Raw genomic sequence first — 23,478 nt, 5'->3', positions numbered from 1 at the left:
ATCAACTCGCGGTGGGACTTGCACCCACAAGAGTACGCTCATGCTGGGCGCACAAGAGAAAAGGCGCACCGGCTTTCCGGTGCGCCTCTATCTTATCTCCGGTCCCGTCTAAGGCGACGGCGATCGAGCCTAAATCACCACCTGCAGACGCGGACGCCGTAGGGATTCCAATAGCAGCGCGGACCCGGGCGAACAACGAGGGGCGCGCCATAGAAGCCATAACCACGGCCATAACCCCGGCCATAGCCCCGACCCCGGCCATAACCACGCGCGTAGCCGCGACCGTAACCGCGACCATAACCTCTGCCTCTGCCTCGTTGCGCTTCTGCTGACGTGGTCGTCGCACCCACCAGAATCGCAGACGTGCTGGCCACGTAGACGAACAACAAAGCCAGCGCTGCAAGGCAGCGGGTCAGGATATTGTAGCGTTTAGCCATTCGAGAATCTCCCAGTCACTTCCAAACATCTGGACTTCGGCACTATCTCACTTAGACGCGCGAGAATGCTTTCCGTTCAGATGCGCTAACACAATATTTTCATAAGGTTCTTTCGAGCTGTTGGGACTTTATTGAGAAGGGCAGGTAAGGTCAAGTTACGGTGGTTTGCTGAGGATTCCTGCGGCGCGCATTCATCTTCCTGAATGTTGGATGAACACTTAGGATGGTGCGCTGCAGAACATCGATTGAAGAAATCCGCAAGGCCACGCCAAGGACTTGATGTCGACACGATCTCCATTTTTCAGCGCAAGACGATCCTCTCCTGACGAGTACCCATGCCAAAAAAACACACTTATGTCCTTGGTCTGAACACCTATGACCATGATGTCAGCGCCTGCCTGCTGCGCGACGGCGCCATTGCGTTTGCGATCGCCAAGGAGCGGATCACGCGGGCCAAGCACGCCTCGGGCTTCTACAAGGAAGTGATCGATTATTGCCTCGAAGCCGAAGGCATTACGCTCGACGACGTCGATCTGGTGGTGCGCAATTGCTACATCCTGCCGGTCCCGGAAATGGAAGAGCGGCTGGTCTATTTCGACGCGCCGGGCTTCCTGCCGGAGTTCGAGCGCGGCGAGGCGGCCAAGCATCCGCTCTATCTGAAGCATTCGGACAAGGTGGTCACGATCTCCCATCACCTCGCGCACGCCTACAGCGCGTTCGCGGTATCGCCGTTCGAGGATGGCGTCGTGATGATCGTCGATGGCGTCGGCAGCTACCGGTCCGACGTCATGGAATCGTTTCCTGCCAGCGACACGGCGACGCCGCTCGCACGCGAATCGGAGAGTTACTACAAGTTCAGCGGCACGACGCTGGAATGCGTCAAAAAAGTCTGGATGGAGCCGGACCGCGGCTTCCTCAGCGACGAATTCTACACCATGCCCGGGCTCGGCGCGCTCTACAGCCGTGCCTCGACCTACATCTTCGGCGACTGGAACAAGTGCGGCGAGCTGATGGGATTGGCGCCCTATGGCCGCCGCGACCAGGTCAAGCATTTGCTTGAACTGCACGATGGCAAGCTGCACGTGCCGCACTGGACCGCCGACTTCAAGCAGCCTTACGTGTTCGAACCCGGCAGCAACTGGGAAAAACACCCCGCGATGCGGCACTGGGAAGACCTGGCCTGGCGCACGCAGGACGACACCGAAAACGTCCTGCTCGCCCGCGCCCGCTGGTTGCGCGAAACCACTGGCGCCAAAAACCTTTGCATGGCCGGCGGCGTCGCGCTCAATTGCGTGGCGAACGGGCGTCTAGCCCGTGAAGCCGGTTTCGAGAACGTCTGGATTCAGCCCGCGGCCGGCGATGACGGCATTGCAATCGGCTGCGCCTACTACGGCTGGCTCGAAATCCTGAAGCAACGCCGCGCCTTCGTGATGGATCACGCCTATGTCGGCAGGCGCTACAGCGACCAGGAGGCCGCTAAGGAGTTGCAGAAGTTTTTGGTGCGGATCCAGGTCGACGCCGTCAGGAGCGACAATGTCTGCCGCGACACCGCCAAACTGCTCGCCAGCCAGAAGGTGATCGGCTGGTTTCAGGACCGCTCGGAATTCGGGCCGCGCGCGCTCGGCAACCGCAGCCTGCTGGCCGATCCACGCAAGGGTGAGATGAAGGACATCCTCAACAGCCGCGTGAAGCACCGGCAGGCGTTCCGGCCGTTCGCGCCGATCGTGCTGGCCGAGCGCATGAAGGAAATTTTTGAAGGCGAGGAAGACTCGCCCTTCATGCTGATCGCCAAGCCGGTTCGCCTTGAATGGCGCGACAAGATCCCGGCGATCGTGCATGTCGATGGCACCGCACGCGTCCAGACCGTGCGCGAAGAAACCAATCCGATGCTCTACCGCCTGCTGAAGGAATTCGAGGCCTTGACCGGCGTTCCCGTGCTGATCAACACCTCATTCAACATCAAGGGCGAGCCCATCGTCGAAACGCCGCAGGATGCCGTGAACTGCTTTCTGACCACCGGCGTCGATCATCTTGTCATGCACGGCACGATCGTATCGAAGAACGCGATGCACAAGGTGGTCGCACCGCTGGTCAATATCTACACCGACGTGCGAACGCTGGTGGCATCGACCGCGCAACCGGCCTGAACCGGTTGCCGCGATTCAGCCGAAAGCCGCTCAGGCGGCTTTCGGCGCTGCCGGCTTGAGTGGCTTGTCCTGCCGCTTCGACCAGGAAATGTAATAGGCCACGATGGTCATGATCGCGATGCCGGTCACGCTGACGAAGATCTGCGCGAACAGCGAGCCCGAGCTCATAGACAGTTCGAAGTGGCCGACGAACGACAGGAACACGCCGACGCAGAACACGGCGAGCGACTGCTGGCCGCAGACGACCAGCGGATCGAAAATCCTCCACTCCAGCCCCGGCCATTCCTTCGGCACGAAGCGGATCACCAGGATCACGATCGCCACGAAGTGCAGGAAGCGGTAGGGGGCGAGGTTGGTCTTGTCGTTCGGGTTGAACATCGAATAGAGCCACTGCGGGAACAGCTCGCCGAACGTCGGAAACCTGCCGGCCATGGTCATGACCAGCGCCAGGATCAAATAGGCGATGCACAAATACAGCGTGACCGGCGCGTTGATGATGTGCATGTTCTTGCGAGCGCCGCCGAGCGCGCACCATGCGCCGAACACGAACAGCAACTGCCAGGCGAACGGATTGAAGTACCAGGTGCCGACCGGATAGGCGGGCAGGTTCCATCCCGTCTGCCGCGACACCAGCCACAGCGCGATCGCGGCCGCAAGGGTCCAGTTGGGCTGCCGCAGCATGATCCACAGTACCGGCGGGAACAGCCCCATCAGCACGATGTAGAGCGGCAGCACGTCCAGATTGACCGGCTTGAACTTCAGGAACAATCCCTGTCGCAGCGTTTCGGTCGCATTGTCGACCAGGACGGCTACATTGAAATCGTTGACCAGTTCGGAGTCGCCAAAGCGCAGCGCCAGATAACTGATCGAGGCGATATAGATCACGAACAGGATGATGTGGGCGACATAGAGCTGCCAGACCCGCTTGGTCAGCCGCGTGGCGCCGACAATGAAGCCGCGTTCGAGCATCATCCGCGCATAGACAAACGAGGCGGTATAGCCGGAAATGAAGACGAACAGGTCGGCGGCGTCACTAAACCCGTAATTCCGGACGGTGATCCAGTTTACGACGTTATCCGGGATATGATCCAGATAGATCCACCAGTTCGCGACCCCGCGAAACAGGTCGAGCCGGAGGTCGCGTCCTTTGTCGGGCAGGGTGGCGTTGATTTTCATGGGTGCCGCTTCGTGATGCTTTCGGGAAGATCGCGCCGCAAGACCGGGTCCCGGGCGCCGGATGGCCCTGGATTGTCACAGTACGGCATAATGACTATACCGGTACGGAAATGGTACATCCGGGCTTCCGGAATCACCGATCAAATTCCTGAAAGGTGTCTCTATACTATCCCGGCCGTTTCCACCAAACGCTTCCATGTCGCAATCGCTTGAGGACCCGACCATCCGATGACCGCCCGCATTTTCAAGCCTGCCAAGAACGCGATGCAATCGGGAAGGGCCAAGACCCAGGAATGGCAACTCGACTACGAGCCCGAGCAGCCACAGGCAATCGAGCCGCTGATGGGCTGGACCTCGTCCTCCGACATGAAGCAGCAGGTCACCTTGCGCTTCGACACCAAGGAAGACGCGATCGCCTATTGCGAGCGCAAGGGCATCGCCTACCAGGTGATCGAGCCCAAGGATTCGGTGCGCCGGCCGGCCGCTTACGCCGACAATTTCGCCTTCAAGCGCGGCGAGCCCTGGACCCACTGAGAGAGCCCGGCCGGAACGCTTTTCGGTCGCGACGCGGCCGCGTTGCGGGCGAGGCTATGGTGCCGGGTGGGATGTCGCCGGATTTGGGGATATGGGCAGCGGCGCATCCTTGGCGACGCCAAGCACCGGGAAGGTCCTGATGTTGCGGACCTCGGGCATCGCTGAAAATTGCAGAAGCTGCTGGTGCATGCCCTCGACGTTTCGCGCCACGCATTTGAGCAGATAATCGGCGTCACCCGAAATGCGCCAGCTCTGCTGGACCAGCGGTATTGCCGTGATCGATTTTTCGAACGCCTGTAACGTCGCCTGAGCCTGGCTCTGCAACTGAATCAATACGTAGGAAATAACCTCGTAACCAAGGAGCTTTTCGTCGAGCGTGGCTCTGATTGCGCTGACATAGCCGCGCTCGCGCAAGGACCGAACGCGCCGCCGGCACGGAGGCTCCGAGAGGCCGACCCTGTCAGCCAGCTCATTGTTGCGGATGCGTCCGTCCTTCTGCAACTCGGACAGGATTTTCAGATCGAATTCGTCGAGGGGTTGACGTTCCGTCATCGGCACCTCATCCGCCCTCCGGCCTGCCGCGAGCCGTAACATCAGGGGAGGGCGCGCGCTTGGTTTGCGCCCGCGCAGGCGTCGCGCTGGGAGAGACGCCCGATAGTACCAGCTTCTCATGGGCGGCGACGATCGCCTCCTTGGTGAGCCGCCCGCCGGGCCGGTACCAGGCAGTGAGGCCGGTCAGGAGCGACAGGATCGCAAACGTCGCCACCTGGATGTCAACGACCTCGAACTCGCCTTCCGTGACACCCTCGGTGAGAATTTCCGCAAGCCGCCGCTCATAGGCGCCGCGCAGCGCCACGATCTCCTGGTAGTTCTTCGGCTCCAGGCTTCGCAGCTCGGAATTGGCGATGAAGACCTCGCGCTTTTTGGTCATGTGGTAGCTGACGTGAAAGGCGACGAAGGCGCGGAGCTTGTCGGCCGGCCCCTGTTTCCCGAGCAGGGCTCGATCGAGCTGGCGCAGCAGCTCGTTGATGTGGTCCCGTATCAGGACGAACAGGAATTCCTGCTTGGTCGAGATGTGGTTGTAGAGCGAGCCCGACTGGATCCCGACTTCGGCCGCAAGCTGGCGCAGGCTCATCGCCGCGTAGCCGTGCTCGAAGATCAGGCGCAGCCCGGCTTTGCGGATCGCCTCCATCGTCTTGGGGCCGTGTGAGCCGATCGTCCGCGCCATTGGACCTCTAAGAGTGGAAGGCGTTCGCCGTTCTGGAAACGAGCAAGCGATCGTATAAATTTGGCACGAAAAGATAGTAATTTCAACTAGCTGGAGCGTCCATTTGAGCCCCAGTTGGTTCCACTTGCGAGGATAGTAAAAAAACGTATGATCGTTTAATTCTAAGACATCGGAGGAAATCAATGGCCTCAAACAGGGCGCTGCTTCTCAACTTCGATCTCGGCGAGACCGCAGACGCGATCCGCGAGACGGTGTATGCGTTTTCGCAAAACGAAATCGCCCCGCGCGCCGCCGAAATCGACCGCAGCAATCAGTTCCCGCGCGATCTCTGGCCGAAAATCGGCGCACTCGGCCTGCACGGCATCACGGTGGAAGAGGAATATGGCGGCGCCGGCCTCGGCTATCTCGAACACTGCATCGCACTGGAAGAAATGTCGCGCGCGTCCCCCTCCGTCGGCCTGTCCTATGGCGCGCACTCCAACCTCTGCGTCAACCAGATCCGCCGCAACGGCAGTGATGCACAGAAGCGCAAATATCTGCCGAAGCTGATTTCCGGCGAACATGTCGGCTCGCTCGCGATGTCGGAGCCGGGCGCGGGCAGCGACGTGGTCTCGATGAAGACGCGGGCTGAAAAGAAGGGCGACCGCTTCGTGCTGAACGGCAACAAGATGTGGATCACCAACGGCCCCGAGGCGGACACGCTGGTGGTCTATGCCAAGACCGATGCCAATGCCGGCCCGCGCGGCATCACCGCCTTCCTCATCGAAAAGGGCATGAAGGGATTTTCCACCGCGCAGAAACTCGACAAGCTCGGTATGCGCGGCTCCGACACCTGCGAACTGCTGTTCGAGGATTGCGAGGTGCCGGAAGAGAACGTGCTGAGCGAGGTCGGCCGTGGCGTCAACGTGCTGATGAGCGGCCTCGACTACGAGCGCGCAGTGCTGGCGGCGGGGCCGATCGGCATCATGCAGGCCTGCATGGATGTGGTGCTGCCTTACGTGCACGAGCGCAAGCAGTTCGGCGAGCCGATCGGCAGCTTCCAGTTGGTGCAGGGCAAGATCGCCGACATGTACACCACGATGAACGCCTCGCGCGCCTATGTCTATGCGGTGGCCAAGGCCTGCGACCGCGGCGAGACCACGCGGGAAGATGCGGCTGGCGCGATCCTCTACGCCGCGGAGAAGGCGACGCAATGCGCGCTCGACGCCATCCAGCTCCTCGGCGGCAACGGCTACATCAACGACTACCCGACCGGCCGGCTACTCCGCGACGCCAAACTCTACGAGATCGGCGCCGGCACCAGCGAAATCCGCCGCATGCTGATCGGCCGGGAGCTGTTCGAAAAGACGGCTTGAACTTCACACCGAGGCAAAGATGATACAGGCTGTCATATCTTCCTCGAACGTTAAGCTCCGGCCGTCCTGAAGCCATTCCAACGGCTCCCTCGCATCCAAAGAAAACGCCGATCATGCCGCTTCATTCCACCATCGATCCTTCATCCTCCGAGTTTGCCCGCAATGCCGACGTGATGCGGGGTCTCGTGACCGAACTGCGCGAGAAGCTCAAGGTGGTCGCCGGCGGCGGCGGCGAGGTGTCTCGCAAGCGGCATACATCGAGGGGCAAGATGCTGGCGCGCGAGCGCGTCGACCTGCTGGTCGATCCAGGCACGGCGTTTCTCGAACTATCGCCGCTCGCGGCCCACGGGCTCTATGGCGGCGACGTCCATTCTGCGAGCGTCATTACCGGGGTGGGGCGCATTTCGGGCCGCGAATGCGTGATCGTCGCCAACGACGCCACCATCAAGGGCGGCACCTATTATCCGATGACGGTGAAGAAGCATCTGCGCGCGCAGGATATCGCGCGCCAGAACAATCTGCCCTGCGTCTACATGGTCGATTCCGGCGGCGCCTTCCTGCCGATGCAGGACGAAATCTTTCCGGACGAGCGGCATTTCGGCCGGATCTTCTATAACCAGGCGCAGATGTCCTCACAGGGCATTCCGCAGATCGCGATCGTAATGGGCTCCTGCACCGCAGGCGGCGCTTATGTGCCGGCGATGTCGGACGAGAGCATCATCGTGCGCAATCAGGGCACCATCTTTCTCGGCGGCCCGCCGCTGGTGAAGGCCGCGACCGGCGAGGTGGTATCCGCCGAAGAGCTCGGCGGCGCCGACGTGCATTCCCGCCACTCCGGCGTCACCGATCACTATGCGCAGAACGATGCACATGCGATCGGAATCGCGCGGCGCATCGTCGCCACGCTGAGGCCGCCGACGCGCGCGGTGCTGAACATGCGCGAGCCGCGGGAGCCGCTGTTTCCCGCCGAGGAAATCTATGGCGTCGTCCCTGCCGACGGCAGAAAGCCGTTCGACGTGCACGACATCATCGCGCGGATCGTCGACGGCTCGGAGTTCGACGAGTTCAAGAAGCTCTATGGCGCGACGCTGATTTGCGGCTTCGCTCACATCTGGGGCTACCCGGTCGGCATCATCGCCAACAACGGCATCCTGTTCAGCGAGAGTTCGCTGAAGGGCGCGCACTTCATCGAGCTGTGCTGCCAGCGCAATATTCCGCTGGTGTTTTTGCAGAACATTACCGGCTTCATGGTCGGCAAGAAATACGAGGCCGGCGGCATCGCGCGCGACGGCGCCAAGCTGGTGACGGCGGTCGCGACCGCCGGCGTGCCGAAATTCACTGTCGTGATCGGCGGCTCCTATGGTGCCGGGAATTACGGCATGTCTGGCCGCGCCTATTCTCCGCGCTTCCTCTGGATGTGGCCAAACGCGCGTATTTCGGTAATGGGCGGCGAGCAGGCTTCCATGGTGCTGAGCCAGGTCCGCCGCGACAATATCGAGGCGAAGGGCGAAAGCTGGTCGGCCGAGGAAGAGGACAAGTTCCGCGCACCGATCCGTGCCCAGTATGAAAGCCAGGGTAATCCCTATTATGCCACCGCGCGGCTGTGGGATGATGGCGTGATCGATCCCGCCGACACCCGCCTGGTGCTGGGCCTTGGGTTGTCCGCCGCGGCCAACGCGCCGATTGAACCCACGAAGTTTGGCTTGTTCAGGATGTGATGATGGACCGCTCGAAACTTTACCGGCGTTTTCGCACACTGCTGATCGCCAACCGCGGCGAGATTGCCTGCCGTGTGATCCGCTCCGCGCGTGCCTTGGGCCTGCGTACCGTCGCCGTCTACTCCGAGGCCGACCGCGACGCCATGCACGTCGCCATGGCCGACGAGGCCGTGCTGCTCGGGCCGGCGCGTGCGCGCGACAGCTATCTCAACATCGAGCGCGTGATCGACGCGGCGCGCCAGACCGGCGCTGAGGCGGTGCATCCCGGCTACGGCTTTCTGTCTGAAAATGCCGAATTCGCTCAGGCGTGTCTTAATGCGGGGTTGGTGTTCGTCGGTCCGACGGCCGAGATGATGACGGCGATGGGCTCGAAGTCCGGCTCGAAAGCGCTGATGGAAAAGGCTGGCGTGCCGTTGGTGCCCGGGTATCACGGCGAGGCCCAGGACGAGGCGACGCTTGCCAAGGCCGCCGAGAAGATCGGATTCCCCGTGCTGGTCAAGGCTTCCGCCGGCGGCGGCGGGCGGGGCATGCGCGTGGTCAATTCGGCCGGAGAGCTTGCGGCGGCGATCGTCAGCGCCAAGCGCGAAGCGAAGGCTGCGTTCGGCGACGATCGCATGCTGATCGAGAAATTCGTGCAAAACCCCCGGCACATCGAGGTGCAAATCATTGGCGACAGCCACGGCAATCTGCTCTCGCTCTGGGAGCGCGAATGCACACTGCAGCGGCGGCACCAGAAGGTGATCGAGGAGGCGCCGTCGCCGACGCTGGACTCCAAGCAACGCGAAGCGGTCTGTGCGGCTGCGCGCAAGGCGGCTGCCGCGGTCAATTATGTCGGCGCCGGCACCATCGAATTCGTCTCCGACGGCAAGGACGTGTTCTTCATCGAGATGAACACCCGCCTGCAGGTCGAACATCCCGTGACCGAGCTCATCACCGGCGTCGATCTCGTCGAATGGCAGTTGCGGGTGGCGTTCGGTGAAACGCTGCCGCTGGCGCAGAACGAGATCAAGCTGAACGGACACGCCATCGAGGCGCGGGTCTATGCCGAAAATCCGCAGAAGAATTTTATGCCGTCAGTCGGTCGGATCAGGACCTGGCGCACGCCTGAGGCGGTCGACGGTCTGCGGATCGATGCAGGCTACCGCAGCGGCGATGCGGTGTCGCCATACTACGATGCGATGCTTGCCAAGGTCATTGCATGGGCGCCGACCCGCCAGGCGGCGATCGAGCGGCTGAACCGTGGGCTGGAAGAGACCGACGTCCGCGGCATCGTCACCAACATTCCGTTCCTGTCCGCGCTGGTGACGCACCCGCAGGTGCGCGCCAATACCATCGACACCGGCTTCATCGAGCGCGAGTTGAAGAAGCTTACGGAGTCCACGGGAACGGCAGGGGATCTCGAGCTTTGTGCCGCGGTTGCGGCAATTGTTGTCGATGAGCAGAACGCTGCGCGGAAGCAAGCGCATTCACCCTGGCAGACGTTTGGGTGGATGCCGGTCGGCCAGCGGAAGCGGATGTTCTCGTTCCGTCAGGGGCAGGGCACCGAGCAGAAGGTGACGCTGCACTATGGCGATGGTCCGTCGAAACTGACCATCGGCAAGCACGAGTTCATTGTCGCGACCTCGCCCGCGGAAGAAGGCAGTTTCGATCTGACGATCGAGGGCATAAAATCACGCGTCACGGCGGTGATCGAAGGCCACGAGCTTTACCTCCGCACCCGGAACGGCCGCTTCGATCTGCATTGGATCGATCCGTTCGGCGGCGAGACCGAGGAGCAGGTTGGCGAGGACAAGATCGTGGCGCCGCTGCCGGGGACCGTGGTGGCGCTGCTGGCCGAGGAAGGCGCGACGCTGGAGAAGGGCGCGGCGATCCTGACGCTGGAAGTCATGAAGATGGAGCAGACCCTGCGCGCGCCGTTTGCGGGCGTGTTGACGAAAATCAGGTGCAAGGTCGGCGATATCGTCGGCGAAGGCGTCGAACTTGCCGAAATCGAACCGGCGGTAGCGTCATGAGCGATGGCGTTCACATTGTCGAGGTCGGCCCGCGCGATGGGCTGCAGAACGAGAAGACGCCAATCAGCGTCGCCGACCGGATCGCGTTCATTGAGGCATTGATCGGCGCGGGCCTCCACACCGTCGAGGTCGGCGCCTTCGTCTCTCCAAAGGCGATCCCGCAGATGGTCGGATCGGCCGAGGTGTTGCGGGGCGTCAGCCATCATACGAATTGCGAACTCCCGGTATTGGTGCCGAACGAGAAGGGCTATGAGGCTTCTCAGGCCGCCGGCGCCAAACTGATCGCGGTATTCGCTGCGGCGTCGGAAAGCTTTTCCCGCGCCAACATCAATTGTTCGATCTCGGAATCGATCGAGCGCTTCAAGCCGGTGCTCGCCCGCGCCAGGGCCGATGGCGTCAGGGTGCGCGGATACATCTCCACCGTGCTCGGCTGTCCCTATGAGGGCGAGATCAAGCCGCAGGCTGTGGTCGATGTCGCAAAGGTGTTGTGGGATCTCGGCTGTTACGAAATCTCGCTCGGCGATACGATCGGCGTCGGCACGCCCTTGAAGGCGCGGCAGCTATTGCGCGCGGTCGCCGGCCATGTGCCGATGGCCAATCTGGCGATGCATTTCCACGATACCTACGGCCAGGCGCTCGCCAATCTTTATGCCGGGATAGAGGAAGGCTGCCGCGTGATCGATTCGGCCGCCGGCGGTCTCGGCGGTTGCCCCTACGCCCCCGGCGCGACAGGAAACGTCGCGACGGAGGATGTGGTCTATATGCTCGAAGGCATGGGCATCGCCACCGGTGTCGACATGGCGAAGCTGGTGGCAGCGACCAATGTCGTGAGCGGGCTGATCGGCCGCCCGCCGGTCAGCCGCGTCGCGGCGGCGTTGAACGCGAAGGCACGGGCGGCCAAGTAGGCCGCTTACGCGGCCTTTAGGCCGACGTTCGGCAGCATCGGCCGGTTCTTGAGCGCTTTCGCCATCATCGCTTCGACCTCGGCCTTCTCGTGCGGCAGCAGCGCCAGCCGCGGCGGACGGGTCAGCGCGGTGCCGCGGCCCATGATGTGCTCGCAGAGCTTGATGCACTGGACGAGGTCTGGACGGGCATCGAGGTGCAACAGCGGCATGAACCATTCGTACAGCGGCATCGCCTCGGCATAACGCCCCGCCTTGGCGAGGCGGAACAAGGTCTCGCCCTCGCGCGGGAAGGCGTTCGACATGCCGGAGACCCAGCCAACCGCGCCCATGGCCACGCTCTCGACGATGACGTCGTCGAGGCCGGCGAACAGGACGAAGCGGTCGCCAACCATGTTGCGGGTGTCGATGAAGCGCCGTGTGTCGCCGGAGGAGTCCTTGAAGCAGACGACGGTCTCGACGTCGGCGAGCGAGGCCAGAATGTCCGGCGTGACGTCGTTCTTGTAGATCGGCGGGTTATTGTAGAGCATCACCGGCAGGTCGGTCGCCGTGGCGACCGCGCGGAAATGTGCGGCAGTCTCGTGCGGTTTGGACGAATAGACCAGCGCAGGCATCACCATCACGCCGTCAATGCCGACGCGCGCCGCTTGCTTGGCAGTTTCGACGGCGAAGGCGGTCGTGAACTCGGCGATGCCGCACAGCACGGGTACGCGACCCGCGGCGACGGATTTCGCGGCTTCCATGATCGCAACCTTCTCCTTGCGCTCCAGCGAGGTGTTCTCGCCGACGGACCCGCAGACGATCAATCCGGAAACGCCGTCGCGGATCAGGCCGTCCATGACCTTGGCGGTCGCATCGATATTGAGCGACAGGTCGTCATTGAATTGCGTGGTGACGGCCGGGAAGACGCCTTCCCAGGAAATGCGTGGGCTCATTTGTTTAGCTCCATTGGAATTGTTGCGGCGGACTGATGAATCCGCCGGGCTTTGGCTTGAAGACGATGGGATGGGATCAGAGCGTCGCGCCGACTTTGCGCAACTCGGCAAGGACCGGGGCCTTGGGCAGCCAGATCTTGTCGAATTCGGCAATGACCGCTTCGGTATCCCCGGCCGGGACCTGACGGATCGGGATCGGCGCGTTTTTGAAGTTCTCGATCAGCTTGGGCTCATTGCCCGCCAGTTCGTCGATCTGCGTATCGAGTGTCGATTTGACCGTCTTGGTGATCAACTCCCGGTCAGCCGCCGGCAGCGATTGCCAGACGCGGCCGGAGACGATCGCTGCCATCGGCATGAAGACAGCATTCATCTGCAGGATGACTTTTGACACCTTGTCGAAGCGCTGGTTCCACGAGAACTCCAGGTCTGCCTCGAGGCCGTCGACCTGGCCGTTCGCCATGGCATCGAACACCTGAGGCGTTGGGATCGGCGTCGGCGCCGCGCCCAGGGACGAATAGAAATCGCGGTAGACCGGCGTCGGGTTGATGCGCAGCTTCATGCCCTTGATATCGGCCAAGGTCGTCAGGTCCTTCGACGAGAAGATGGCGCGCATGCCGGTGATGCCCCAACCGAGGCCGATCGTGCCGGTTTCCTGCGGCAGCACCTCGAACAGCTTGATCGCGGCCGGATGGCGGACGAATTTGGCGACTGATGGCGTCGAGCGCACGATATAGGGCGCGTTGATCGCTGCGATATGCGGCACGCGCGAGCCGAGCTCGGCGGCCTGGATGAAGCCCATGTCGAGCGCGCCGGACTGCAATTGCTGCATCATCGCCGGCTCGTTGCCGAGCTGGCCGGAGTGAAAGACGGTCATGGTCAGGCGGCCGTTGGTAGCAGCCTTGAGATCGTCGCCGAGTTTTAATGCCGCCTTGTTCCAGGAATGACCATTGGGCGTGATCAGGCCGAGGCGGAATTCCTTGGCTTGCGCCAGCGCCAACGACGGCGCGAACAGCGGCACGGCCGCGCTGGCGGCAAGGAAGCGGCGACGTGAAAGCGACATGATAATGCTCCTTGAGGGGTTTGGACCTACTTGATGAGGACGAGGGAGAGGGAGGGATAGAGCGACAGCAGCACCAGCAGGATGCAGGAGATGCCGAACAGCGGCAGCGTCACCATGAACATCTTGCCGGGCTTGGCTCCGGTGACGGCGGCGGCCACGAAGAAGCAAAGACCGACCGGGGGCGACAGCAATCCAAGCACCAGGTTGATCACCACGACGACGCCGAACTGGCGCGGATCGATGTGATAGATCTCGGTCGCGACCGGCAGCAGGATCGGCACCGTCATGATCAGGCCGGGAATGCCGTCGATCACCGTGCCGATCACCAGCAGGATCACGTTGCAAAGCAGCATAAAGCTGACGGGATCCTTGGCTACCGACTGGATCCACGCGGCGGTCTGCTGCGGCACCTTGCCGAACACCAGCACCCAAGAGAATACGGCGGCCGCGGCGACCAGAAACAGCACGATGGCCGAGTAGACGCCTGCGCGCAGCATCATCTGCGGGAGCTGCGAAAACCTGAACTCCTTGGTCCAGAATTTTCCGACGAGAGCGGCGGCCACCGCGCCGATGGCCGCGGACTCCGTTGCGTTGGCGAGTCCGCCGAGAATGCTGCCGACGATCACGATCGGAATCAGCAGCGTCGGCGATGTCCGCAGGATCGTCGCGACCCGCTGCTGCGGTGTCTGATAGTCGGCCTTGGGATAGTTGTAGACGTATCCCATCAGTGCGATGGCGATGCAGAACATCGCGGTCAGGATCACGCCCGGCACGATGCCGGCAATCAGCATGTCGCTGACCGATACCTGCGCCAGCACGCTGTAGACGACAAACATCACTGACGGTGGAATGATCGGTCCGAGCATGCCGCCATAGGCGGTCAACCCGGCTGCGAAGGTCTTGTCGTAGCCCTTCTTTTCCATCTCCGGCACCATGATCTGCGCCATGATCGCGACCTGTGCGGTCGCAGATCCCAGGATGGAGGAGATGAACATGTTGGCGAGGATATTGACGTAGGCGAGCCCGCCCTTCAGCGAGCCGACAAAGGCCATCGCCATGTCGACGATGCGCCGCGTAATGCCGCCGCCATTCATGATTTCGCCGATCAGAATGAAGAGCGGGATCGCGATCAGGCCGTAGCTGTCAACCCCGCCGAAGAGCTGCAGCGGGTAGGATTGAAACAGCACCGGATTGCCTGACGCGATGATGAAGACGAACCCGGCCAGGCAGAGGCAAAGGCCGATCGGCACCCCGACCAACATGATCGCGATGAAGGCGGCTGACGTGATCACTAGTTGACCCCGTCGAGTTCGGAGAGTTGAAAACCCTTTAGCGGCGTCCGTGGCACCAGTTCGAGATCTTCGAGCAGGTTTGCCAGGCCATGAATGGTCATGGAGACCGCGAAGATCGGCAGCGTCAGATAGAGCACCCAGGTCGGCCAGTTCAGCGTTTGGGTGCGCTCGGTGTAGAGGAAGTTGAATGTCTCGGCGGCGAGCTTGCGCGCGTCGAAGCCGGCGCGGGTAAGCCCGATTGGATCCATCCAGAGGAAGCAGGTGATGACGAGCGCCACGCCGAACACGACGACCATGCCCGTCGCGATGATCTTCGCGAGCTTCTGATGCCGCGCCGAGAGGCGCTCGGTCATCATGGTGACGGCGAAGTCGAGCCTGAGCCGCGTCATGGCGGAGGCGCCGATAAAGGTCAGCCACACCACGCAATAGACCGCCGATTCATCGATCCAGTAGATCGGGAAGTGCGAGTAGCGGGTGACGACGTTCACCAGGATCAGAGCCGTCAGCAAATACATCAGCCCCATCAGGGCGATGCGCTCGAAAGCGAGCAGCAGACTCGAGGCCCTGACGACGATTCCCCGGGCGCTGAACGCTGGCATGTCCGCAATTGCCTGCTCGATCATAAAGAGCCCCGCTGCCCGTCAAAATTTCTCGTGCGATTCGAAATTGTATAATTTATACAATCTTGTCAAATGGAGATTATGGGCACCTCGGCTCGCGCTGGGGTGGGACCATTTCAACGTGCGATGCGGGGCCGCCTCGATCGGAAGAGCCGGCGATGACGACGGAAGGTCAAATGAAAGTCCCTCTGAAGCACCGGACGCTGTCGGCTGCGATCGTCGATCAGCTCAGGCAATCCATTCTCGACGGGACTTATCCGGCCGGCTCCCAACTGCGGCAGGATGCGCTGGGCGAGGCATACGGCGTCAGCCGCATTCCCGTGCGTGAAGCGCTGTTTCAGCTCGAGGCGGAGGGGCTGGTGCGCATCGTCCCGCAAAAAGGCGCGATCGTCTCAGAGCTATCGCTAGACGAAATCAACGACGTGTTCGACCTTCGCAGAATCATGGAGCCGCGGCTCTTAGCGCAGTCGGCGCCGCACTTTGCGGAACAAGACTTTGCAGCGCTGGACGACATCCAGAAGCGCTTCGAGAAAGCGATCAAGGCGCGCAACGTCAGCGAATGGGGGCAGCTTAACGCTGACTTCCATATGGCGCTCTACGTTCACGCGCGGCAGCCGCGTACCAAGGCGATCGTCGTGGCGCTCTTGCAGACCAGCGACCGTTACACGCGTCTGCAACTCTCCAATACCAAGGCGATGGGCACGGCCGAAAAGGAGCACGCGCACCTGATCGAGCTGTGCCGGGCGAGAGAGATCGACCAGGCCTGCCGGTTTCTGGAGCAGCATATCGAGGCGGTGCGTACGGACCTGTTGCAGGTGGTGGGCGGCGGCTCAATCGTGGCGTGCGCGGGGCGTTGATCCGGAATCAGACCATGCATCATGCCGGGACGTCGCTGGCGAGCTTCAGCAGATTGGCCGACATCGCCGTCTTGGCGCTGTAGTCCTTCCACGCGGTATCGCGCGCAATGTCGCGCCACTTGCTGACGGTCGCGACATCGAGCGTGCTGACCTTGGCGCCGGCCTTCTCATAGACCTTGGCGACCTCGATATCGTCGTCCTGCGCGCCCTTGCGGCCGAACGCTTCCAGTTCGCTGCCGACCGTCAGGATGATGTCCTGCTGCTTTTTGGGTAGCCTGTCGAAGATTGCCTTCGACATCATCAATGGCTCCAGCATGAACCAATAGGAGGCGCCGGCGCCCGAGGTCAGCGATTTGGCGACCTCCGCGAGGCGGAACGAGATCAGGCTGGTGGAGGAGGTGATACCGGCATCGCAGGCGCCGCTCTGCATCGCGGCGTAGATTTCGTTCGATGGCATCGACAGCACGGAGGCACCCGCAGTCTTCAGAACCACATCCATTTCACGCGAGCCGCCGCGCACTTTCAGCCCCTTGGCGTCGTCAGGCGCGACGATCGGTCGGGAGCGGCTGGCGACGCCGCCGGCCTGCCAGACCCATGTGAGAAGGATGATGCCGTTGTCGGCGAGGAAGTCGCTTAGCGCCTTGCCAACCGGCGCATTCTTCCAGCGTAGACCCTGGTCGTAAGTTGCGACCAGACCCGGCATCAGGCCGATATTGGTCTCCGGCAGCTCGCCGCCGGCATACGGCATCGGGTAGAGGCTGATATCGAGAGCACCCTTGCGCATTGCCGAGAATTGCGCGTTGGTCTTGATCAGCGAGGAGTTCGGATAGACTTCGGCTGCGATCTCGCCGCCGCTGCGTTTGGCGACTTCGGCGGCGAAGATGCGGCACAGCCGGTCGCGGAAGTCGCCCTTGTCGATGGTGCCGCCCGGGAACTGATGCGAGATCTTCAGCGTGGTGGCCGCATGGGCCGTACCGGTGCCGAAACGAAACACGGCAGGCGCGGCGAGCGCAGATGCGATGATATGGCGGCGCGTGAGCATGGTTTGTCCCCCGCAAACGGTTCTCGGCAATCCGGACCGGCTTCAGCCCATATTAACTGAATCGCACCGCTTCAACAAACCGTGAGAATTGCAGAACTTTGGGGCGTGGCCGGTAACAAAACCGGTCGCGCCATCGTCGTTGGTGAAGCGGCAGACGTCGCTTTCGAGAAGCCAACCCAAACCAAGGACCACCATCCCATGACCACCACCACGACCCGTATCGGCCTCGGCCTTTCTGCCGCGCTTGTTTCGCTCTGTCTCGCGCTCGCGCCGGCCGCCTTCGCTCAGGACAAAATGGGCAAGGGCGACGGCATGAAGAAGGAGTCCATGTCCAAGGACGGCATGAAGAAAGAGGACGGTATGATGAAGAAGGAAGGCATGAAGCACGACGGCATGAAAAAAGAAGACGGCATGAAGAAGAACTGAGCCGCATCGTCATTCCGGGATGGTCCGAAGGACCAGACCCGGAATCTCGACATTCCGGGTCTGGTGCTAACGCACCATCCCGGAATGACGAGAGCGCGCCAGCGTCGACCACGGATCGCAGGCCTATTTCTTCTTGCCCTTTGTCTTGCGTGCGGCGTAACGCGCGTCACGCTTGGCCTTTTGCTCAGCCTCCAGCGCCGCCAGCCTGGCGGCCTCTTCTTCCTTCTCGCGGGCTAACCTGGTGGCCTCCGCCGCGGCGGCCTCGGCCTCGCGACGTCTTTGTTCGGCCTTTTCGGCTTCCTTGGCCTCTCTCGCCTTGGCGCGGGCGGCGGCGATGGCCTCGCGCTCGGCTTGGCGGCGCTTCACCTCGGGATCGTCGGGTCCCGGCTGGGTGCGAAACTTGTTCAGGATGTTCTGCCGCGCCTGCTGGGCGGCCTTCTGGCGGTCCGCGAAGCTCGGTTCCTTGAATCCACTCATAAAAGGGGCCTTGTCGCTTTCACTCTTGGGGTTGGACGCGCCACGCGCGCGGATTGGCGACTAGGTAAGTGAACCCGGGGCAAAATGCCAGCGTCGAAAGGGGGCGGGTAGAGCAGGGGAGGCTTGCGTGAGCAGCAAATGGCCCAAACTGATCCTGATGAGCGGGACTACGTCAGCTTGGCTGCTCTGTGCGAGGTGGCAACGGCGACCGAAGCCCAGGCCGGGCGCTGGCGATCCTTCAACACGGCCTTCTCGCCTGTGCGTTGATCGGGCCGGTCGGCTCACTGGTGATGCTCGCTTCGGAGACGTGATCGCTCTTCCAGATATTATCTAGATATTATCGCGACGGCCCCCGGATCCAAGGACGCGTGCAACCGTCATCGCGGTCATCGCTACCCGGTCCGCAATCCGCTGCGCCTCCAGCCTGTCGCGGGCCTTTTCCCTGACGATGATCTCGATCAGCTCGAGCCGTTTGGTCTCGTCGACCGCTTCCGCCAGCAATTGCTTGTAGCGATGGTAGTCGTAGCTTGCTTCCTGCTTGCCGGAGTCCGGTTTGCTCGTTTCCTGCTCGTCCATCGCACGCCCCGCCCACGCGCTCGCCCCGAGGGCAATGTCGATCAACGCTTCCGCGCGCGCAACGGATTTGCGCGAGTTATACCCATTTGCGCGTCCATCGGGCTCATGCACAAACCCGTGTAGTGTGAAGTCATTCACAAGCCCCGCGGCGGGATGATCCTATTCTCCGGGCTGTCGAAACAGGAGCGACCCGCCATGCCGCACAATTGGTGGACCCGCAAGAACCTCGTTCTCGCCGCCGCCATCGTCTTACTGGCCTGCGCCGCGCCTGGCCTGTCCAGGCCGGAGCCGGTCTTGAGCGCAGCGCTTGGTCCGGACTGGCAGTGCAGCCGGCTCGCGTTCGTTTTTACGACCTGCAGCCGGGTCAAGCACAGCCGGTCCACGCCCCTCCGCCTCGCCAAAATCCCGGTGTGCGGACGGTTGCGGACGTAATAGGATCAGGCTGGAAACGGAGCAGGCCAGAACCGGAGTTTTCCATGCAAAAGCCGTCTCGTCTTGTGCTGGCCGCGTCGGCGGCGGCTCTCGTACTCCTGCCGGCCGTCGCGCTGGCGCAGGGCGCGCCGGATGGCGGCACTGCCGCAACGGCAACGCCATTTCCCGCCGCGCCCGCGCCGGAAGCCGCCGCGGCCGAAAAAGAGAAGGCGGCGCCGAAGAAAAAGAAACCGGCCAGGATGACCCGGCAGCAGGAGATCGACCGTTCGATCGACCGCGGCACGGTGCCCGCGCGTTACCGGAGCTCGGTGCCGAAGGAGTATCATCAGTATATTCCGTTCGATAAGCGGTAGAGGTAGGCGAATAGCTGCGCTTGTCGTAGCTCGCCGCAGATCTCGCTCTTGGAGCAGGACGGAATGCAGTGATCCCAGCCCGGATATTGCGCGCGATCCGCGCTACCGCGTTTTGCTGATCGATTTGTCACACAGAACCGCATGGCGCGCGCTCACCGTACTCGTACGGATTGGCCGTGCACGTAACGCCGATCTATAACGCCGTCGCTTGCAGCGGGGGGCAGGGCGCTCGTTCATCACGACGTGCGCTACCACTGGAGGCCACGAGGCCCGGACTCCTAGGCACTCCGGGCCTCGTCTACTCCTGACCACGAGCATTCGGGCCGCCGCTTACCTCTCTTCATCGGCACCGTCACGTCGCAAAACCAAAAGCGCGCCATGCGCTCGCTGGCATGCGCACAGTGGCTCACTGAGCCGTCCGGACTTCCTAGCCCAGCAGCCGGTAGATGATGCTGGTCGATGCACCGGCCAGGCAGAACGCCAGCGCCATACACACCAGCGCCTCGTCGCGATCAAATTCGGGTGGTGGCGGACTCAAGGGGGTCCTCGCGCTCGGCCGTTCATCAACGAGACAGGGGAAACGTGTCGAGGTCGTTACGTTTCCTCATGCCGGTCTACTCGTGGCCGTTTGCGGCCGTTTCGGTTCCGCGACAAAGCTCAGTTGCTGATCGCGCGATTTGAGTTCTGATAAAATCGTTATGATTCAATGGCCTTTTAAAGTTCCCTTAAATCATAAATGAGTTCCTGTTCAGGCCGCACCGCCGCGCGGCCCGAATAGCCGGGTGCCGCTCCTATCACCTACCCCAGGGAGATGAGCGCTCGGCTATTATGGGCACCCAAATAGCGTAGGACAAAAGTCACAGATGGTCGCCGCCGGCGCTTCCTTCATGATTGCGGGTGAACAAAATTTTTGGCGCAGCTTCTTGGTGCATCTTCGAGCGGATTCCGTTATGGTTGTGTTATGCGCGATGCAGGGATGGAACTTTTCTGCCCGAAGCAGGTTCTGAATCAGCGCTATTGTGTTCATGTTTTGCAACCAACGGTGATAACCATCGAATCATGATTGGGGACGGTCGTGAACCGGAAAGACCTTAAATCAATGTCCACGGATGAGCTGTGGGCACTCCACGAAGAAGTAACCGCCAGGCTTGCAACGACTCTGCTTGCAGAGAAGCGCCTCCTTGAAGATCGCCTGAAGCAACTCAAGGGCGTCGTCGAAGCTGAGCGCACGAAATCATCGACAGGGCGGCGTCCATATCCGACGGTCGTTCCGAAATTTCGGAATCCCGATCGGCCGTCCGAGACGTGGGCGGGCCGAGGGAAGACGCCTCGTTGGCTCGCTGCAAAACTGAAATCCGGCAAGCGGATCGATGATTTCCGAATTAGGAATGTAGCCTAGGCAGGCCTACGGTCGTTCGGTGGTGGCGTGGCTTGCACTTCGCCTGCGAGCGCGAATTCTCGTTCGATTTGGAAATGCCGGGCCTGATGCGTCTTCACGCTGCCCGGCACCATCTGCGTGACGCCGACCTGGGCTCAGATGCCGGCGTCACGGTTTCCCTCAGCTTTGCTTTCTTTCAGCTTGCCTTGGCGGGATCCTGGGGCTCCGCGTCGAGCGTCGTTTCAATACTCGTCTCAAAGGCTCTGACAATTCCCATGCGCGCGAGCAGCATGGGTCCACGATCTTCGGCGGCATCAATAAGCATCTGAACGGCAAGCCGCCATTCCTGACGGTCGCGTTCGGGCTGAGGAAGGGTCCTGATGTAGTCGGCGGCATCTCGCAGGGTTTGCGCTGGCGGCCCCTTCGGGAGCGGCACAGGCTGAGCGAACGGACGATCCCAGGACATGTTCGAACTCCCGTCGCAAACTCCAAACGACCCGAGCGCAAACGATACGCGAAGGCGGCTCGCCCGTCATTAGTATACAGTTTACGTGCCGGTGGAACCGAAGCAGGGATTCGACGCGGAGCCGCGCTGTTAGTTCCATTCTCCAAGACTGTTTTGTCTCCAAGACTCTGTTGAAGATTCTTTTGTCTCCAAGGCTGCTTTGCCTGCTGCAGTCTTGCCTGACAGGACTTCTGGGCTTTGCAGGATGCGGCCTCGATGGCGGCTTCGAGCGAGTTGGCGCAGCGGCTGCGGTATGGCGCCTGGCCGCAGATCGATCAGTTTTGAAACGCAACACCGACGAAATCGCCTTGCCGCCAGATCACGCGGCATTCGCGAATGTTGTGAAAATTATCGAACGTCAATTCGAAATTCAGGGGCAGCAGGTTGAGGTCGTGGAGTTCAATTCCAGCCCCGGAATTCGTGACGTCCTGAACGCGGCAGGTGAACACACCGCGCTGAGCGTCAAAGAACAGCAACGCGCTTTTCGAAATCGTCGTCCTTGCGACAGATCGGCGGTCGAATTCCATCTCGGCTACCAACGGTTCACGCGGCCCTGGCAAGCAGAGGCTAACGGATTGTCCCAGGGCGGCAATCAGGTTCGGCCTTTTTCGTAAACAATCAATTTTAACGATCGTAGAAAGTCGCGTTCATCGGGCGGAGCGGCGCCGTCACGACGGCAATAGTTGCGGCTTAAGCACAGCTCCGACCGTTCCGTTGGCGGAACTCACAATCGGGCTTGATGCGTTGCTGAAAGCCATGGCCCTCTGACACAGAGAGGGGAATCACATGGCCTTACGTTGGATGTGTGTGCTGGCGCTGTGTCTGGGTACATCAAGCGCCGGATATGCGGGGGACCAGTCCGGTGTCTTGCGTCGAATTTCGTGTCCGGTCGTGCGCTACTACGTGGCGAAATACAGTGCGCCCGCCGCAGAGCAATGGGCACGGAGCAAGGGCGCGAGCGATGCAGAGATCGAAGCGGCCCGGCGCTGCCTGCAGTCCGACACGACGCGAACGGCTAGGGCACCACGAAGGCCGCTGGCGCTCGGCAGCTACGGCTGGTGAACAGGGGGCGGGAGCGGCGAGGTGCGAGCCATGCCGAGCGCCGCCGATCGAAGCGAACCGATTCTCAATAGGACTGGTACCGCTTCTGGCGCTTGCCGCGCCCGGCATAGTACGGGTTAACGACGCATTGCGCGGGGCGGCCCGATGCCGACGCCTGACACTGCGCCATCGTTCGATAGTGGCACTCGAAATAGTAGTCCACGAAGCCTTGGTAGACCTGCAGGCAAACGGGATAGCTCGGATCGTAGGTCTGGGCTCGGGCGGGCGCGGGCAGGGCGATCGTCGCGGCCAAGATCGTCAGAGCTATTGCCGTGGCGGGTGCGTGCGGCAGTTTCATCCCAATATCCTCCCAGCCTTCCTCGCAGAATTATCGCGGACGTCTCCGCACGACAGAACACCAGCGCTCCGAGCTTATTCCAGCAGGTAGCACACTCGCCGTTCAGACTTCCCAGTCCTGAAATCCGTACTCGCGATAGATGACGGCGCGATCGGCATGGGGGTTCAGCCGGCACTTGGCCTGGGCGAGATGCAGGTTGAGGGTCCCAGGCTGACAATTGGCCGCCAAGAGCTTCCGGATATCGTCCATCTGCTGGCGCGACTGCTGGGTCGGCTCGAGCTGCTCAAGCGCAACCAGCGCCGTCGCCAGCGCTTCTGTGACGACCCATTCGTCGTGGCCGGTGATTCCCTTTTTTGGCATGACGTCCGCATCCTTTGTCAGGGCAACGGAAGCAATCGCTGGCCGGCATCATAAGCCGGGAATCCAACCGAGACGAGAATGAAGTCGAAATTGCGGAAAACCGCGAAATGGTAGTGGCGATCCCAGCAGGATTCGAACCTGCAACCCACGGAGTAGAAATCCGTTACTCTATCCAGTTGAGCTATGGGACCGTCGGGGCGGTCTCGCCGCCTTAGCCTTTCTACCACTGCCAATATGAAAAATCCGCCTTCCCGCCA

Annotated in this window: 27 protein-coding genes and 1 tRNA gene; 12 read left to right on the top strand and 16 right to left on the bottom strand. The window is 61.7% G+C overall.

All coding sequences use genetic code 11. The annotated features are described in order from the left end of the window. Positions 1 to 134: 134 nt before the first annotated feature. Positions 135 to 437, bottom strand: a complete 303-nt coding sequence (locus KJQ96_RS30300) for a hypothetical protein (protein ID WP_213290022.1) — start codon at positions 435 to 437, stop codon at positions 135 to 137. Between the two features lie 335 nt (positions 438 to 772). Between KJQ96_RS30300 and KJQ96_RS30295 the strand changes: the two genes are divergently transcribed. Next, the gene (locus tag KJQ96_RS30295) at positions 773 to 2,584 is read left to right on the top strand and encodes a carbamoyltransferase C-terminal domain-containing protein (protein WP_213290021.1); all 1,812 of its coding nucleotides are present in this window, start codon (positions 773 to 775) and stop codon (positions 2,582 to 2,584) included. 30 nt (positions 2,585 to 2,614) lie between these two features. On the opposite strand, the gene KJQ96_RS30290 is transcribed toward KJQ96_RS30295, so the two are convergent. Continuing rightward, positions 2,615 to 3,760: an OpgC domain-containing protein gene (locus KJQ96_RS30290; protein WP_213290020.1), complete on the bottom strand. Its 1,146-nt coding sequence runs from the start codon at positions 3,758 to 3,760 to the stop codon at positions 2,615 to 2,617. A gap of 228 nt (positions 3,761 to 3,988) precedes the next feature. Here KJQ96_RS30290 and KJQ96_RS30285 point away from each other — a divergent pair, with 228 nt between their 5' ends. Then, on the top strand, positions 3,989 to 4,294 hold the full coding sequence (locus KJQ96_RS30285) for an ETC complex I subunit (RefSeq protein WP_213290019.1): 306 nt from the start codon (positions 3,989 to 3,991) through the stop codon (positions 4,292 to 4,294). A 54-nt stretch (positions 4,295 to 4,348) separates the two neighbouring features. Here KJQ96_RS30285 and KJQ96_RS30280 read toward each other — a convergent pair whose 3' ends face one another. Beyond that, a complete protein-coding gene (locus KJQ96_RS30280) occupies positions 4,349 to 4,846 on the bottom strand; it encodes an Lrp/AsnC family transcriptional regulator (protein WP_213290018.1) in 498 nt (165 codons plus the stop codon). 7 nt (positions 4,847 to 4,853) lie between these two features. Further along, positions 4,854 to 5,522: a TetR/AcrR family transcriptional regulator gene (locus KJQ96_RS30275; RefSeq protein ID WP_213290017.1), complete on the bottom strand. Its 669-nt coding sequence runs from the start codon at positions 5,520 to 5,522 to the stop codon at positions 4,854 to 4,856. A 182-nt stretch (positions 5,523 to 5,704) separates the two neighbouring features. On the opposite strand from KJQ96_RS30275, the gene KJQ96_RS30270 reads away from it, so the two are divergent. The 4 genes from KJQ96_RS30270 to KJQ96_RS30255 all read left to right on the top strand — a co-directional run bounded on the left by KJQ96_RS30270 (position 5,705) and on the right by KJQ96_RS30255 (position 11,512). Then, positions 5,705 to 6,877, top strand: coding sequence for an isovaleryl-CoA dehydrogenase (locus tag KJQ96_RS30270; RefSeq protein ID WP_213290016.1), 1,173 nt, complete (start codon positions 5,705 to 5,707; stop codon positions 6,875 to 6,877). A gap of 113 nt (positions 6,878 to 6,990) precedes the next feature. Continuing rightward, a complete protein-coding gene (locus tag KJQ96_RS30265) occupies positions 6,991 to 8,595 on the top strand; it encodes a carboxyl transferase domain-containing protein (protein ID WP_213290015.1) in 1,605 nt (534 codons plus the stop codon). 2 nt (positions 8,596 to 8,597) lie between these two features. Further along, complete coding sequence (locus KJQ96_RS30260) at positions 8,598 to 10,607, top strand: acetyl/propionyl/methylcrotonyl-CoA carboxylase subunit alpha (protein WP_213290014.1); 2,010 nt, start codon at positions 8,598 to 8,600, stop codon at positions 10,605 to 10,607. After that, on the top strand, positions 10,604 to 11,512 hold the full coding sequence (locus KJQ96_RS30255) for a hydroxymethylglutaryl-CoA lyase (RefSeq protein WP_213290013.1): 909 nt from the start codon (positions 10,604 to 10,606) through the stop codon (positions 11,510 to 11,512). Before KJQ96_RS30260 ends, KJQ96_RS30255 begins: the two co-directional genes overlap by 4 nt. Positions 11,513 to 11,517: 5 nt before the next feature. Here KJQ96_RS30255 and KJQ96_RS30250 read toward each other — a convergent pair whose 3' ends face one another. From KJQ96_RS30250 to KJQ96_RS30235, 4 genes are all read right to left on the bottom strand, one after another. Further along, positions 11,518 to 12,444: a dihydrodipicolinate synthase family protein gene (locus KJQ96_RS30250; RefSeq protein WP_213290012.1), complete on the bottom strand. Its 927-nt coding sequence runs from the start codon at positions 12,442 to 12,444 to the stop codon at positions 11,518 to 11,520. Between the two features lie 76 nt (positions 12,445 to 12,520). Further along, positions 12,521 to 13,504, bottom strand: coding sequence for a TRAP transporter substrate-binding protein (locus KJQ96_RS30245; RefSeq protein ID WP_213290011.1), 984 nt, complete (start codon positions 13,502 to 13,504; stop codon positions 12,521 to 12,523). A 26-nt stretch (positions 13,505 to 13,530) separates the two neighbouring features. Next, positions 13,531 to 14,796 (bottom strand): TRAP transporter large permease, encoded by a 1,266-nt coding sequence (locus KJQ96_RS30240; protein WP_213290010.1) that lies wholly within the window; start codon positions 14,794 to 14,796, stop codon positions 13,531 to 13,533. Next, positions 14,796 to 15,419, bottom strand: a complete 624-nt coding sequence (locus KJQ96_RS30235; RefSeq protein ID WP_375293220.1) for a TRAP transporter small permease — start codon at positions 15,417 to 15,419, stop codon at positions 14,796 to 14,798. Before KJQ96_RS30235 ends, KJQ96_RS30240 begins: the two co-directional genes overlap by 1 nt. Before the next feature lie 173 nt (positions 15,420 to 15,592). On the opposite strand from KJQ96_RS30235, the gene KJQ96_RS30230 reads away from it, so the two are divergent. Beyond that, entirely contained in the window at positions 15,593 to 16,273 is a 681-nt protein-coding gene (locus KJQ96_RS30230) for a GntR family transcriptional regulator (protein WP_213290009.1), read from the top strand. Between the two features lie 19 nt (positions 16,274 to 16,292). Here the strand turns inward: KJQ96_RS30230 and dctP are convergent, their stop codons facing one another. Further along, complete coding sequence (gene dctP, locus KJQ96_RS30225) at positions 16,293 to 17,315, bottom strand: TRAP transporter substrate-binding protein DctP (protein ID WP_213290007.1); 1,023 nt, start codon at positions 17,313 to 17,315, stop codon at positions 16,293 to 16,295. A 198-nt stretch (positions 17,316 to 17,513) separates the two neighbouring features. Between dctP and KJQ96_RS30220 the strand changes: the two genes are divergently transcribed. Next, a complete protein-coding gene (locus tag KJQ96_RS30220) occupies positions 17,514 to 17,741 on the top strand; it encodes a pentapeptide MXKDX repeat protein (RefSeq protein WP_213290006.1) in 228 nt (75 codons plus the stop codon). Positions 17,742 to 17,864: 123 nt separating this feature from the next. Here the strand turns inward: KJQ96_RS30220 and KJQ96_RS30215 are convergent, their stop codons facing one another. Both KJQ96_RS30215 and KJQ96_RS30210 read right to left on the bottom strand, forming a co-directional pair. Then, positions 17,865 to 18,218 carry a DUF6481 family protein gene (locus KJQ96_RS30215; RefSeq protein WP_213290005.1) on the bottom strand — a complete coding sequence of 118 codons (354 nt, stop codon included), beginning with the start codon at positions 18,216 to 18,218 and terminating at the stop codon, positions 17,865 to 17,867. Positions 18,219 to 18,548: 330 nt separating this feature from the next. Next, the gene (locus tag KJQ96_RS30210; RefSeq protein WP_375293219.1) at positions 18,549 to 18,839 is read right to left on the bottom strand and encodes a hypothetical protein; all 291 of its coding nucleotides are present in this window, start codon (positions 18,837 to 18,839) and stop codon (positions 18,549 to 18,551) included. A gap of 150 nt (positions 18,840 to 18,989) precedes the next feature. Between KJQ96_RS30210 and KJQ96_RS30205 the strand changes: the two genes are divergently transcribed. The 3 genes from KJQ96_RS30205 to KJQ96_RS30195 all read left to right on the top strand — a co-directional run bounded on the left by KJQ96_RS30205 (position 18,990) and on the right by KJQ96_RS30195 (position 20,978). Beyond that, positions 18,990 to 19,226, top strand: a complete 237-nt coding sequence (locus tag KJQ96_RS30205) for a hypothetical protein (protein ID WP_213290004.1) — start codon at positions 18,990 to 18,992, stop codon at positions 19,224 to 19,226. 44 nt (positions 19,227 to 19,270) lie between these two features. Then, positions 19,271 to 19,579, top strand: coding sequence for a hypothetical protein (locus KJQ96_RS30200; protein ID WP_213290003.1), 309 nt, complete (start codon positions 19,271 to 19,273; stop codon positions 19,577 to 19,579). A 1,075-nt stretch (positions 19,580 to 20,654) separates the two neighbouring features. Then, positions 20,655 to 20,978 (top strand): H-NS family nucleoid-associated regulatory protein, encoded by a 324-nt coding sequence (locus KJQ96_RS30195; protein ID WP_213290002.1) that lies wholly within the window; start codon positions 20,655 to 20,657, stop codon positions 20,976 to 20,978. Between the two features lie 175 nt (positions 20,979 to 21,153). On the opposite strand, the gene KJQ96_RS30190 is transcribed toward KJQ96_RS30195, so the two are convergent. Continuing rightward, positions 21,154 to 21,423, bottom strand: a complete 270-nt coding sequence (locus tag KJQ96_RS30190; protein ID WP_213290001.1) for a hypothetical protein — start codon at positions 21,421 to 21,423, stop codon at positions 21,154 to 21,156. Between the two features lie 314 nt (positions 21,424 to 21,737). Beyond that, entirely contained in the window at positions 21,738 to 21,989 is a 252-nt protein-coding gene (locus KJQ96_RS42170) for a PilZ domain-containing protein (RefSeq protein WP_375293218.1), read from the bottom strand. Positions 21,990 to 22,248: 259 nt separating this feature from the next. Between KJQ96_RS42170 and KJQ96_RS30180 the strand changes: the two genes are divergently transcribed. Then, positions 22,249 to 22,524 carry a hypothetical protein gene (locus KJQ96_RS30180; RefSeq protein ID WP_213289999.1) on the top strand — a complete coding sequence of 92 codons (276 nt, stop codon included), beginning with the start codon at positions 22,249 to 22,251 and terminating at the stop codon, positions 22,522 to 22,524. A gap of 64 nt (positions 22,525 to 22,588) precedes the next feature. Here KJQ96_RS30180 and KJQ96_RS30175 read toward each other — a convergent pair whose 3' ends face one another. The 3 genes from KJQ96_RS30175 to KJQ96_RS30165 form a co-directional block, all read right to left on the bottom strand. After that, complete coding sequence (locus tag KJQ96_RS30175) at positions 22,589 to 22,861, bottom strand: DUF3551 domain-containing protein (protein ID WP_213289998.1); 273 nt, start codon at positions 22,859 to 22,861, stop codon at positions 22,589 to 22,591. A 102-nt stretch (positions 22,862 to 22,963) separates the two neighbouring features. Beyond that, positions 22,964 to 23,221 (bottom strand): hypothetical protein, encoded by a 258-nt coding sequence (locus KJQ96_RS30170; protein WP_213289997.1) that lies wholly within the window; start codon positions 23,219 to 23,221, stop codon positions 22,964 to 22,966. Positions 23,222 to 23,335: 114 nt separating this feature from the next. Then, positions 23,336 to 23,412, bottom strand: a tRNA-Arg gene (locus tag KJQ96_RS30165). Positions 23,413 to 23,478: the final 66 nt, after the last annotated feature.

The sequence above is a fragment of the Bradyrhizobium sp. sGM-13 genome (genome assembly GCF_018398875.1).
Lineage (GTDB): Bacteria > Pseudomonadota > Alphaproteobacteria > Rhizobiales > Xanthobacteraceae > Bradyrhizobium.
The sequence above is the reverse complement of the archived record's forward strand: the minus strand, read 5'-3'. Positions and strand labels throughout refer to the sequence as shown.